This window comes from Mycoplasma sp. P36-A1 (assembly GCF_049478495.1).
Taxonomy (GTDB): Bacteria; Bacillota_I; Bacilli_A; order JAJDGJ01; family JAJDGJ01; genus P36-A1.
This window is the reverse complement of sequence record NZ_CP168083.1, coordinates 720,989-734,928: the sequence shown is the minus strand read 5'-3', so window position 1 is coordinate 734,928 and position 13,940 is coordinate 720,989. Positions and strand designations below refer to the sequence as shown.

Annotated in this window: 12 protein-coding genes and 1 other RNA gene; 1 reads left to right on the top strand and 12 read right to left on the bottom strand. The window is 27.6% G+C overall.

Going from position 1 to position 13,940, the window contains the following annotated elements:
- Window positions 1–72 precede the first annotated feature (72 nt).
- Window positions 73–591, top strand: a complete 519-nt coding sequence (locus ACD762_RS03425) for a PolC-type DNA polymerase III (RefSeq protein ID WP_423364461.1) — start codon at window positions 73–75, stop codon at window positions 589–591.
- Window positions 592–832: 241 nt separating this feature from the next.
- Here ACD762_RS03425 and ssrA read toward each other — a convergent pair.
- From ssrA to ACD762_RS03365, 12 genes are all read right to left on the bottom strand, one after another.
- Window positions 833–1,185, bottom strand: a transfer-messenger RNA (tmRNA) gene (ssrA, locus tag ACD762_RS03420).
- 1 nt (window position 1,186) lies between these two features.
- Complete coding sequence (gene smpB / locus ACD762_RS03415; protein ID WP_423364460.1) at window positions 1,187–1,633, bottom strand: SsrA-binding protein SmpB; 447 nt, start codon at window positions 1,631–1,633, stop codon at window positions 1,187–1,189.
- 63 nt (window positions 1,634–1,696) lie between these two features.
- A complete protein-coding gene (locus tag ACD762_RS03410) occupies window positions 1,697–2,365 on the bottom strand; it encodes a histidine phosphatase family protein (RefSeq protein ID WP_423364459.1) in 669 nt (222 codons plus the stop codon).
- Between the two features lie 56 nt (window positions 2,366–2,421).
- Window positions 2,422–2,991 (bottom strand): histidine phosphatase family protein, encoded by a 570-nt coding sequence (locus tag ACD762_RS03405; protein WP_423364458.1) that lies wholly within the window; start codon window positions 2,989–2,991, stop codon window positions 2,422–2,424.
- 16 nt (window positions 2,992–3,007) lie between these two features.
- Window positions 3,008–5,152, bottom strand: coding sequence for a polyribonucleotide nucleotidyltransferase (gene pnp, locus ACD762_RS03400; RefSeq protein ID WP_423364457.1), 2,145 nt, complete (start codon window positions 5,150–5,152; stop codon window positions 3,008–3,010).
- 158 nt (window positions 5,153–5,310) lie between these two features.
- The gene (locus tag ACD762_RS03395) at window positions 5,311–5,583 is read right to left on the bottom strand and encodes an HU family DNA-binding protein (RefSeq protein WP_423364456.1); all 273 of its coding nucleotides are present in this window, start codon (window positions 5,581–5,583) and stop codon (window positions 5,311–5,313) included.
- Window positions 5,584–5,697: 114 nt separating this feature from the next.
- On the bottom strand, window positions 5,698–6,567 hold the full coding sequence (gene thyA, locus ACD762_RS03390; protein WP_423364455.1) for a thymidylate synthase: 870 nt from the start codon (window positions 6,565–6,567) through the stop codon (window positions 5,698–5,700).
- A gap of 476 nt (window positions 6,568–7,043) precedes the next feature.
- On the bottom strand, window positions 7,044–8,465 hold the full coding sequence (locus ACD762_RS03385; RefSeq protein WP_423364454.1) for a L,D-transpeptidase: 1,422 nt from the start codon (window positions 8,463–8,465) through the stop codon (window positions 7,044–7,046).
- Between the two features lie 19 nt (window positions 8,466–8,484).
- The gene (locus ACD762_RS03380; protein WP_423364453.1) at window positions 8,485–10,020 is read right to left on the bottom strand and encodes a DEAD/DEAH box helicase; all 1,536 of its coding nucleotides are present in this window, start codon (window positions 10,018–10,020) and stop codon (window positions 8,485–8,487) included.
- 4 nt (window positions 10,021–10,024) lie between these two features.
- Window positions 10,025–11,635, bottom strand: coding sequence for a DUF4080 domain-containing protein (locus tag ACD762_RS03375; protein WP_423364452.1), 1,611 nt, complete (start codon window positions 11,633–11,635; stop codon window positions 10,025–10,027).
- Window positions 11,628–12,971 carry a DEAD/DEAH box helicase gene (locus tag ACD762_RS03370; RefSeq protein ID WP_423364451.1) on the bottom strand — a complete coding sequence of 448 codons (1,344 nt, stop codon included), beginning with the start codon at window positions 12,969–12,971 and terminating at the stop codon, window positions 11,628–11,630. Before ACD762_RS03370 ends, ACD762_RS03375 begins: the two co-directional genes overlap by 8 nt.
- Window positions 12,972–12,979: 8 nt before the next feature.
- Entirely contained in the window at window positions 12,980–13,939 is a 960-nt protein-coding gene (locus ACD762_RS03365; protein WP_423364450.1) for a hypothetical protein, read from the bottom strand.
- Window position 13,940: the final 1 nt, after the last annotated feature.

Here is a 13,940-nt window from a genome sequence, read left to right as displayed (position 1 = left end):
TAGCCAGTTAATTTAGCAATATACAACTATATTACATATATGTTATTATTAATAAAGAAATGAGGTGCATTTATGAAAAATATTATTAACATTAGCAATTATACTGTTGTTGATATTGAAACTACTGGATTTAATAAAAACTCGGATGAGATAATTGAAATTGCTGCTTTAAAGGTTAGAAACAATGTAATTACTGAACAATTTCAACAATTAATTAATCCTCAAGTTTTAATTAAAAAAAATATTACTGACTTAACTGGAATTAACAATGAAATGGTGAAAGATATGCCAGATAAATATGTAACTGTTATGAAATTAAAAGATTTTATTGAAGATGATATTATTTTAGGACATAACATTTCATTTGATTTAGGATTTATATGTACTACTCTAAAAGAATTAGATCTTTCTTTAAATAATGATTCTGTTGATACTTTAAACATATCACGTAAGATTATCAGTAATATTGAAAATTATAAGTTAACAACCTTGAGATCATATTTTAAAATTGAAAATGAAGCTCATAGAGCATTAGAAGATTGTATTGCTACTAAAAAGATTTATGATGAGCTAATTAAATTATCATATTAATAACCTTAGTATTATATAGTATTTAAAAGTCCTAATTTAGGGCTTTTGTTGTCTATAGGCAAAAGTATATAATTGATAATTTTTCATGATGAATAGAATGTAATTCTAGAAATGGTAAATAGTCTATTAAAAAAACTGATCTAGCGGTATTTTTTTACTTACTATATATAATCAATCATATTGTTGTCATATTATTTTTAGGTATTAAAAAAAGCCCTGTTATAGGGCTTTTGTTGTCTATTGGTGGAGCTGGGGAGGTTCGAACTCCCGTCCAAAATAGATTCCATGTCAAAGGGTTTACAGTTTATTATAATTTTGAATGATTCATCTAAATTGCCAAAATTATACAAAAGTCTTATTAGATATAGATCTTAGTTAAACTATATTAATCGATCAATAATATAGCGCACATGATAAAGGTTTGCAATCTATAACAACCTCATGTAAGTCGTATTTAGATTGGCTGCGAGTCTATGTTGACTAATTATGCAGCGTAAGAATAATTTGTTTTTCCGATTATTATCGATAGTGATTACCTCACCACTGGACTGAACCTAAGACTAAACCATATCCTGTCGATACCAATGCAGCCCCATTAATAATTCTTTAATGCTTTTGCAATTTGTCTATTTGCATCTTTTACTTTTTCACTTTCTCTTTTGTCATAGTTTTTCTTACCTTTTGCTAATGCAATTTCAAGTTTAACCATTCCATTTGTAAAGTATACTTTTGTTGGCACTATTGTTAGTTGTTGTTCTTTCATTTCTTGATACAGTTTGTTTATTTCTTTTTTATGAAGCAATAGTTTTCTTTGTCTTGTTTCATCATGATTGAACTGGTTACCCATACTATAATGTGCAATATGTAAGTTTACTATATAAGCTTGCATATCATTAGAAATTCGAACATAAGAGTCTTTTAGGTTTAATCCATTATGTCTAATAGATTTTATTTCAGTACCAGTTAGCACAATACCTGCTTCATATTTATCTAACAAAAAATAGTCGTGACTTGCTTTTCTGTTGGTATTTATAACTTTCATGTTCTCACCTCTTATATATTATACCAAAATTACGTTATTGTTTAAAGTAATCATGTTTATTGTTTATATTTTTTTAAATTTCCCATCAATAAATTTTGAATGATCATCAACTTTTCCTATAGTCATACCATCGCCAAATACAACATTTTCTATTTTATTATTATGGATTATCTTTTTACATACCTTTTCATCAAAGTCAATGATATATCCTAAACCATTAGGTGGTACTAAAGAAAAAATTATATCATTTGTCTCTAATACATGTTTTACCATTGCCGAAATTGCTAAACCATGTGAAACTACTAGTATATTATCTTTATGAATATTATTTTTTATAAGCTCATTCATAAAGTTATTTATTCTCTTTTCAAAATCACAAAACAATTCTCCATTTGCAAGTTCTGGTATATCATTTGTAGTCATTAATTGTTCTGTTATATATTTTTTTAATTCTTTTTTGCTACCATTAAAATCTGAAGCATCTCCTAAGTCAAACTCGATTATATCTTCTCTATATTCATCTACCATTTTATTTGGAAATAGTAATTCAAATGTCATTTTAGTTCTTAATAATGGTGAACAATATGCATAATCAAATGTCAGATTTTTATAGACATTTTTCTTATCTAGTAAATCATCAATTCCTTCTTGAGTGAGTGCTTCATCTCCATAATACATTTTTCCATTAACATTACTATCTGTTAATCCATGTCTAACTAAATATAATTTCATTAAAACCCCTCCTTAAGCATATTATATAACAAATAGGCACCTAAGTGCCTATTATTTTATTGTTTTATTTTTTTTATTTCTTTTGTTTTGGTATCAATAATATATCCTAAACCATTATCTGGTGTTAAGTAATAAAATATTTCCTCTGGAAAATAGTTTTTATGCATTATTGCTGCAATAACCATACCATGAGCACCTACTAATATTGTATCATCTTCATTATGTTTTTCTAGTATTTCTTTTAAAAACTCAGTTGTTCTATTAAATAGATTATCAAATGTTTCTCCACCTTTAGGATCTACAATATCATTCATTGTATATCCTAATGCTTCAAGCTCTTTCATCTTATCTGTATATTTAACTCCAACCCAGCTACCAAAATCCATCTCCATTAAATCTTCTCTAAGCTCATTTACATTGATATCGCCAAATAAAATATCAATACTTTGTCTTACTCTTGTCATTGGAGATGCATATACATAGTCAAACTTTACATCTTTATATAAACCTTTTTTTGATTCTAAATCATTTCTTCCATCTTCAGATAATGGTTCATCATTTCTTCCATTATAAACTTGTAATAAGTTTGAAGCTGTTTTTCCATGTCGTATAAAATATATTTTCATAATTTAATCTTCTTTACTATTTATTTGTTGTAGTTTCTGCAATTTTTTTATCTTCTACTTTTTCATTTTTTATTAGCGCTTTTGCTGAAACATTAACTCGACCTTTATCATCAATTTCAACTATTTTAACTTTAATGATATCACCGATTTTAAGTTTGTCTTCAACTTTTTCCACTCTTTCATGTGCTATTTTAGAAACATGAAGTAATGCATCTTGACCTTTATATAATTCTACGAAAGCACCAAATTTTTCTATTCTTACAACTTTTGCATCATAGATTTCTCCAACTTCAGGTTCTTTAACAATTGTTAAAATCCATTCTTTAGCTTTGTTTATAGATGCTCTATCTGTATGATAAATTATAACTTGTCCATCATCTTCTATATCTATTTTAACATCATTTGATTCTTCTATAATTTTATTAATCATTTCTCCACCACGACCAATAACATCTTTGATTTTTTTAGGATCTATACTAAATGTATCCATTTTTGGAGCGTATTTGCTTACATCTTCTCTTGGTCCAGAAATTGTTTCTAACATATTTTCTAATATTTGCGTTCTACCAATTTTAGCTTGTGCTAATGCTTCTTCTAATATTGAACGATTTATTCCATCTATTTTAATATCCATTTGTAAAGCAGTTATTCCATCTTTTGTTCCTGCAACTTTAAAGTCCATGTCACCAATATGATCTTCTAAACCTTGAATATCAGTTAAAACAGTATAATCTGAATCTTTCATTACTAGTCCCATTGCAATACCAGCAACTGGTGCTTTTAGAGGTACACCTGCTGCCATTAATGACATTACCCCTGCACAAATACTTGCTTGAGATGATGAACCATTAGATTCAACTATTTCACTTACTACTCTTACAGTATATGGAAATTCTTTTTCATCAGGCATAACTTGAGCTATGGCTCTTTCTCCAAGTGCTCCATGACCAATTTCTCGTCTACCTGGAGAACCCATTCTTCCTGTTTCTCCTACTGAATATGGAGGGAAGTTATACTGAAGCATAAATCTTTTTTCTTGAACTGGAGATATACCATCTAATATTTGATACTCATTTAAAGCTCCTAATGTAGTTGAAGAGATACATTGTGTTTCTCCTCTTGTAAACATAGCACTACCATGTACTCTAGGTAATAAATCTACTTGTGAGTTCAGTGGTCTAATTTGTTTTAATGATCTACCATCTGGTCTGATTTTTTCTAATGTAATTTGGTTTCTTACATAGTCTTTTATCAAATCATGTAAAGCTTCTTTTACTTGTTTGATAGTTTTTTCTTTGATTTTTTCTGTCTCATATTCTTTTTCCTCATAAATGGCAACTAATTCATCTTCAATAACTTTATTAGCTTCATTTTTAGGTTGCTTTTCAAATATTTCATTTGCTTTAGCTACAGCTGAGGTTGCATATTGAGCTACAAATTCAATTATATCTGTTGGAATTTCATATAGTTCAATTTCCATTTTTTCTTTACCAATTTCTGCTTGAATACTTTTTTGAAATTCTACTAAAGTTTTAATGTTCTCATGACCAAACATTAATGCTTCTAGCATAACTTCTTCGCTTACTTGTTTTGCTCCTGCTTCTACCATGTTTATTGCATCATATGTACCAGCAACAGTTAAATCAATATCACTTACTTCAAGTTGTTCAGGCGTTGGGTTAATTATAAATTCATTATTTACACGACCTACTACTACACCGGCAATTGGGCCGTTGAATGGAACATTAGATATGCATAATGCAAGTGATGATCCAAACATTGCTGCCATTTCTGGAGATGCTTCTTGATCAACACTTAATACAGTATTTACTACTTGAACATCATTTCTAAACCCTTCTGCAAATAATGGACGAAGTGGTCTATCAATTAATCTAGATGTTAATGTTGCATTTTCACTTGGACGTCCTTCTCTTTTTAAGAATCCTCCAGGTATTTTACCAACAGAGTATAGTTTTTCTTCATATGTTACAGTTAATGGGAAGAAGTCTAGATCTTTTGGTTTTTTTGAAGCAACTGCTGTTGATAGAACAACAGTATCATTGTAGCGGACTAAAACTGCTCCACTTGCTTGTTTAGCTATTTCACCAGTCTCTATCGTAAGTTCTTTTCCACAAAATTCTAATTTGAATACTTTTTTCATAGTTATTTCCTTTCACGCTTTAAGTTATTTTTGTCTTTATCTTAGTTATTATATCACATTTTACAATTAATTTATACTTGTATAGTGTGCTCAAAAAAAAGACTGATTTCAATTCAAAGAATTAAAATCAATCAATTTTTTACTAATATTAGACATTCTTATTTTAGACTGTCTTTTAAAGTTTTTCCAGTTTTAAATCTTACCGATTTACTAGCCGCGATATCCATTTGTTCACCAGTTGATGGATTAATACCTTTACGAGCTTGTCTTTCTCTTACTTCAAAAGAACCAAATCCAGGAATATTTACTTTACCATCTTCTTGTAAAGTTTCACTGATTCCCTCAATTGTTGCTTCTAGCATAGCTTGCGCGTCTTTCTTAGAAAAGTCTGTTTTTTCTGCGATGTATGCAATTAATTCAGCTTTATTCATGTTACATTCCTCCTTGCTGTCTATTTGTTTAATAATTATAACATAACATTAAAGGATTGCCTATATTATTAGTATTGTTTCTCAATAAAATGCCTTATTTTAGATATTTGTACACTATACGGCTACTTTACCTTTAATATGTGGGTGTGCTTGGTAGCCTATTAGCTTAAAATCATCATATGTAAAATCATATATATCGGTAATTTCAGGATTAATTTCTAATTTAGGTAGAGGGTATGGTACTCTTTTTAGCTGCTCCATTACTTGTTCAATATGGTTAGAATAAATATGAGCATCCCCTAATGTATGAACAAAATCACCAACTTCTAATCCACAAACTTGTGCAACCATCATTGTTAATATCGCATATGATGCAATATTAAAAGGGACTCCTAAAAATATATCTGCACTTCTTTGATAGAGTTGACAAGATAATTTGTTATCAGGACTAACATAAAACTGCATTAATGCATGACAAGGTGGTAAGGCCATACTTTTGATTAGTGGTGGATTCCAAGCTGATATTATCATTCTTCTTGAATTAGGATTGTTTTTAATAGTATCTATTAACTCAGTTAATTGATCTACCCCACCAAAATTTCGCCATTGTTCACCATATACTGGTCCTAGCTCACCATATTTAGCTGCAAAATCTTCATCAGTTTTTATTTTATCAATAAATTCATTCATTGTTTCATTTTTATAATCAGCGCTTTTCACAAATATATCATAAGGCCAATCATTCCAAATTCTAACATCATTTTCAACTAAATATTTTATATTAGTATCACCTTTTATAAACCATAACAACTCATGAATTATTGATTTAAGGTGTGTTTTCTTTGTAGTTACTAAAGGAAATCCCTTTGAAAGATCAAAACGCATTTGATATCCAAAAACTGAGTATGTTCCTGTATTAGTTCTATCATCTTTATATTGTCCATTTTCCAGAACATAAGAAATTAAATCTTGATATTGTTTCATAATAACCTCCAACTTTGTTTTTAGCTTTTATTATACCATACTTGGATTATTAATTCTTTAAAGTATTTTTATTTTTTACGCTATATAATTGTGTTGTAAAGTGTAAAGTTAACTTCTACACTTTCACTTAATTCGTAGAATTAAGTCTTACATCGATTATCATTAAGATATCAGTAGAAGTTAGTCTTACACAGGTATACAATATTATTAATAGATTTTGCTTTCTATTTTTTATGAAAGAGTGATTAGTATGGAAACAAACTAAAATACTCACTACTAAAACTTAAAATGCTAAAGATTAGTTGTATCTGCTTATACTCTTTTTAATGTATTAGATATTGATGTAGACACTGTGTTTGATAGAGAGTATGGTTTGTTGATATCAAAAAAAGGAGTAACAATTGTTACTCCTGATGATTTAATTAGTATTTATTATTACTAATATCTTTATAATAATTTCATTTATGTATTTACTATTAATGTACCCACACTGCAGTACCCGCAGACACATAACTATAAATAGTTGCAACATCTGCATGTATCATGTTAATACAACCATGTGATCCATCGTTCAAATAATAGTTTCCGCCAAATGTTCCAGCTTTTCGCCAAGGTGCATCATGTAGTCCTACTCCATTACCACCTTCAAATGGCATCCAATATTTTACAGGTAATGCATAATCATATCCATAAGCATCTCCTCTTAAAGTAAAGTTTGTTGTTTTGTACATTATAGTGAACTTTCCTTTTGGAGTATCATGCTTACCGTTCATTCCAGTAACAACTGGAGTGCTTAATATTAGTTTACCTTTATTATATAAATATACCATTTGTTTTGAAATACTTACTTCTACTAAATTATCATCAACTGAATCATGACCTTCATAAGATATCTTAGGTTGTGAAATTGTTACAGCTTCAACATTTTCATCTAAGTTATAATTATTTGTTAAAGAATCATAAATCATAGCAGTTAAGGCATATTCATCAACACCTTCTACTGCTTTACCATCACTAACTTTTTCAACTTTACCATTACCAAGTACTCTATACACTGTATCAGTATCTTTTGTATTGCTGATAAATGATTTATTGACAGATTTAAGATAGTTTCTTATTGCATTTTTTTCAATAATAACTTTATTATTTTTAGAATCTAAAGAAATCCATTTTAATCTTTCTTGTTTTGATGGTGAAATCATATAATCATTACTAACTACTTTTAAATTAACATTATTATCTAGTTTTTCTTCTACTTCATTAACTAAACTTTTTAATTGTGAACTGAATACATTTGGCATAACTATTGCTTTATTTAAATCAATGTTTATTACACCATTTGCTAAGCCTTCATTTATAGTTTTTTTAACTAGTTTAGAATCAAGTTGTTCTCCAACTACTTCTTCATTAACTTTTATTTTTCCATTATCTTTATCTAAAGCAAAAGTTGCATCTTTTGATTTTGTTAAACCATTATTACTCACAACTTTATACTTTGTTAATGCTTTATCTAGACTAGCTTCATTTACCTTTATTTTTATAGGACTAAAATCTTGTCCTTGTACAATTGATATTGGCCATTTTAGTGGCTCTTGTGATGAAATAATATCACTAGTAATACTGTCTAAATTAGTTATTTTATAATCTAATTCCTTAACTGGAATTATGATTTCTTTTCTTTTATCTTTTAATTTTAAAGTTAGTTTTTCATTTTCTACAACTTTATTTAAACTGTTTTCATCATATGAGGCTAAATTTTGTCCATAAAGTTTTGTGTTTGGTAAAGTATTTGTACTAGCATATACATATCCTGCTCCATAAATAATTAGTGCAGCTCCAAAAACAACAAGTAATACTACCATTATTTTCTTACTTCTTTTTGAATTTTCTTTTTTCATATGACTCCTCCATTATATATTAATTATTTGCGATTTCTACATTTAAACTTCTTTTATTAAATTTTTGTTTTTTTACTTTGTTGATTAATCCATCAACATTGTTTACATTAACTGTACAGAAAGTGAAAGTTGCTTTAATATCAATGTCATACATTTCATCTTTTCCTAAGTTAAAGATTTTACTTAAATCTTTTTTAGTAACTCTATCTTTTTTACCTAAGTTTACAAATAAACGAATGTCATCTGATTCTTCTCTACCATTATTTTCTACTATCATTGTATCAAATTGCATAGCAAGTAGTCCATGGAATATACTGTCTAAATCATGTCCTTTTTCAATAAGTGGTTGAATTTTTTCTAAGTGATCAGCTTTACTATTATTAATGTAAGTTTCTAATTCATTTAATTTATTTTCAATTGCGATATTTGCAATATCAGAAGCTTTAATTGGTTCAACTTTTTTAATATCTGTTTTAAGTTCCTTAGCTAATGACTTAATTCTTCTTTCTTTGTTCTTGTTTAAAATTGTATATGCAATACCAGTGCTTTCAGCTCTACCAGTACGACCAACTCTATGTACATAATATTCATTTTCAAAAGGTAAGTCCATGTTGATTACAACTTCTACACCTTTAATATCTAATCCTCTTGCTGCTACATCTGAACATACAAGAACTTTTGTAATACCTTTTTTAAATTTTGCTAAAACATTTTCACGCATTTTTTGTGATAAATCACCATGAATTGCTTCAGCCATAATTCCTTTAGTTTGAAGTCCTTCTACAATACCATCAACTTCTCTTTTAGTATTTGCAAATACCATTATTAATTCATCTTGATGTACTGTTAAAACTTTAACTAAGTTTTCCATTTTTTCATTATTTTTAATTAGCATATATTTTTGCTCGATTGTACTAGCAATTTTATCTTTAGTAACAACTGAAATTTTTGTTGGATTAGTTAAATATCTTTTTGATAATTTATATACTCCATCATTAAATGTTGCACTAAATAATAGTGTTTGTCTCTCTTTGTTTATATGAGATTCAATTTTTTCTAATTCTGTTGCAAAACCGATTGATAACATTTCATCAGCTTCATCAAGTACTAAGTACTCAACTGTATCTAAACTTAAATATTTTCTATCTATTAAATCGATTAATCTACCAGGAGTAGCTACGACAATACCAGGATTTCTTTTTAACTCTGTTCTTTGTAATGAGTAAGAAGAACCACCATACACAACTGCTGTTTTCAAGCCATCTACATACTTTCCTAAACGATCAATTTCTTCTTTCACTTGCTTCGCTAATTCTCTTGTTGGTACTAATACCAATGTTTTAATACCTTTATTTGCTTTAAAATCAGCTCTTTCAAGTATTGGTAATGTGAAGGCTGCAGTTTTACCTGTTCCTGTTTTGGCATGTCCAATAACATCTTTTCCTTCTAAAATTACTGGAATAACTTTTTCTTGAATCTCACTTGGAGATACAAATCCCATTTTTTCAATACCTTTTAATAATTGTTCGTTTGTTATAATTTCACTAAAATTCATTAATTTACCTATCTTTCGTTTCGACTATGTAATACTTGTAGGAATCTAGCATGTAGACAAAGTATGTATAGTCTTCTATTTTTTCGACGCATGCATATTTAAATGCATTCTTTTTGTTTTGCTCGTACTCTGAAATTAGTTGATGGATAACTTCATTCTTATTGAGTATTTGAGTAATTGGTTTTGGCCTTGTTTTACACTCCTGATAATAATTTTTATACATGATTATTCGATCTTGAGAATCAAAGTCAATTTGCAATTCGATTAGCATAACATATAAATTATACTCCAAGTTTATGTTAAAGTTGTGTTCATTTAGTATACTGAATGTAAAAAAAGGATCTAAGTTATACTTATTTATTAAATGTAGTATTATTTCTTTTGCTTTATTACTATTGTAGTAATTATTTAATGAATGCTCTACATTATCTATTATTTTCAAATCTTCTTTGCTTAACCATTTTGATTGGATTATTTCATATGGAGCTTCTTTATCAAATACATATTCATTTTCATCTATAATATTGTTTAACTCTGTACCTTTAAGTAATTTTAAAAAACCTAACTGTAATTCTTCTGGATGTAAGTTAAACACTTGATTAAAAGTCTTTTTAAAACTATCTAAGTTTTCTTTTGGTAGTCCTGCAATTAAATCTAAATGTAAAACAACCTTTTGTGATTCTTGTATTTTTCTTATTATGCTTTCTAATCTATCAAAATCTTGATATCTATAAATAGCTTGATTAGCCTCTTTGTTTGTAGATTGCACACCTATTTCAAATCTAAATAAACCTTTTCTTGCTTTTTTATTGATTATTTCTATTGTTGAAAACTCTAATAATTCTCCAGTTATTTCTAATTGAAAGGTTGTTACATTATTATCATTTTCGATGATATATGTTATTATTTCATTAATTCTTTCATGATTAAAGTTAAATGTTCTATCTAATAATTTTACTAGTTTAGCCTTTTTATCCATTAAGTCTTTAATAGTTTTCTTTACTTTTTCTAGTGGTATAAATCGTAAGTTATTATCTAGTGAAGCTTGACAATAAGCACATTTATATGGACATCCTCTAGATGTTTCTAAATATATAATTTGATTGTCTAGATTTACATCATGAAAATCATTAGTTAATTTTGATGCATACTTAATATCTACCATATTTTGCTTTTTATTCATTATCTTTTCTTTAATACTTATTACATGAGTATTATCGACTACTATGTTATTTTCTAAACTTTTTATTAATTTTACTAATTCTTTTTCTCCTTCTCCACACACTACATAATCTGCTAGGTAATTATCTAGCTCGTCTTTTGAAAGGTAAGATACTTCTGGACCACCTAATATTATAATTGCATTTGGATTTGATACTTTAATTTTTTTTAATAAGTCTTTGATGTACTTAATGTTATAAATATATACACTAAAGCATATATATTGAAATTCATTTAAAATATCGACAAGATCATTTTGATTTTTTTTAGTAGAAAACTCAATAATATCTGCATGCATATCATTGAGTTTCATATCATTATTTAATATTCTTATTGCCATGTTAGGGTGAATATATTTTGAGTTTATTCCTACTAATGCTATTTTGTTAGTCATCTAAATCACTTGTTCTTTTTCTCATTTTACGTTGGTTTTTAATTCTATTTTTTATTTCATCTTGTCTTTGTTTTTTACGTAATTTTTCTAAAACTCTTTTTTGCTTTTTCTTATATCCAGGTTTTACTTTATCAGATTTTCTTCCCATGATTTTTTTAACCATTGCTTTTTCATAGTTATCAAATGTCAATTTTTTAGATTCTCTATTTCTTACTCCAGCATCAACTAAGTGTCCATCTACAAAATCAAAGTAATCAAATTTTAATCCCTTTTTTTCTAATTTCTTAATTGCTTTTTCATCGCTACCTTCATAAATGAAATAACTATATCCTGTATAATTGTGTCTTCCTGTTCTTCCACTTCTATGAATGTAATATTCTAATTCTTTAGGCATATCATATGAAATAACATGAGAAACACCATCTATATCTATTCCTCTTGCAGCAATATCACTTGCTACTACATATTTAAACTCTAAATTATTTATTCTTTTAAGTGTTTTATTTCTTTCTCTTGATGGTAGTCCACCATGTAATGTTATTACTTTATGACCACTATCTAATAATTTATTTGCTATTTCTTCTACTGTTTCTTTTTTACTTGCAAAGATTAAACATAAATATGGATCAATATCTGACATTATCTTTTCTAATGTAAGAAACTTATCTTTACCTTTTGAAGGAACCAAAATGTGTGAAATGTTTTGATTAGGATCATCATCTATTTTAATGATTGATACTCCATCAAAGTATTTTTTTAGAAATGGATGCATATCATCAGTTATAGTTGCTGAAAATATTGCAAAGCTTGTTCTATCATCAAATAATGACATTACTTTATCTGATTCTTCTATGAAGTTTTTATCAAATATCATATCTGCTTCATCAATTACCATGTACTTAACATATTTTGAATTGATAATATTTCTATTAGTTATAGCATCTAATAAACGACCAGGTGTTCCTACAATTATTTGTGCTGTAATTTCTTTTTCTTGATTTAAGTTTGTACCACCAACCATTAAATCAACTCTTAAATTTTCTGTGTTTTTTACAAACACTTGTAAATTTTCATATATTTGTGCAGCTAACTCTCTTGTTGGTAGCATAATAATAGCTTGTACTTTATTAATATCTGTATCTATTCCATCTAATATTGGTAACAAAAACGCGTGTGTTTTACCACTACCTGTTTTAGAAATACCAACAACATTATTATGTTTTCGTAATATTGGTAATATTTTTGTTTGAATCTCTGTTGGATTTTTGAAGTTTATTTCTTCTAATGTTTTGTTTATTGTTGTTTTAAAATTATAATCATTAAATAATCTATTCATTGTTCCTCCTACTCGCTCTTGCGAACATCTTCTATTGTTTGTTTTGCTTTTTGCATTGACTCTGCTTGTTTTATACCTACATATCTAAATACTGCAGGTTGATTACTTACATGTGTTATTGATATTTTATCACTTGGATATCTTTGTATAAATCCAAACTTGTACGAATTATCCAATAGCCATAAATACATTGGATCGCTTTTAATTCCACTTCCAACACCAAATGTAATTGTTTTTCCTAACTGAAAATCATTGTGCCCAGGTTTTATAAATGAAGGGTATTTTTTTTCATTATTTGATAAATCATCATATGAGATATACCCATACTGAACTAATAAACCTCCACACACTTTATCATTCAACAATTCCATGGCATCACACATTAACGATAATTGTGTTGCAGCTTTTTTATCAAGTTGAATTTTTTTATTATCTAAAGTATATTTTGTATTAATGTCTACCAGTTCTTTAGGAGCATAATCCTTTATGTAATTATTATAGTTACTTAGCGCTAAATTTTCATTAGGATAAAATTCTATTGATGCATCTTGATAATATGGACTTTTTATGCTAGCTAAAGAAACTAATTGTTCAACAGTGTAAATGTTCTCACTTAAAATTTTACTTATAGAACCTAATGTAAAATCATAATTAGCTAGCCTATTACCATACTCAACTATCTTTTCTCTATCTAAATCAGTATTTTCATCTATTATATTATAGTATTCATAATTTTTCAGTGAAAAATTAGCTGTTTTAATATACTTTATAAATTTATCTGTTTTAATATTATCATCTATCAGCATTTTTCGATCATCATCACTTAAATATTTCTCTATTAAAACTTTATTAGTTTCATTTACACTAGTATTTCTAGAAAAATCATCATAGCTTTGACTTAATATAAATAGTACACCTAAACTAAATACAATTATATAAGCAAGTACATGTCTTCTTCTTATATTCATA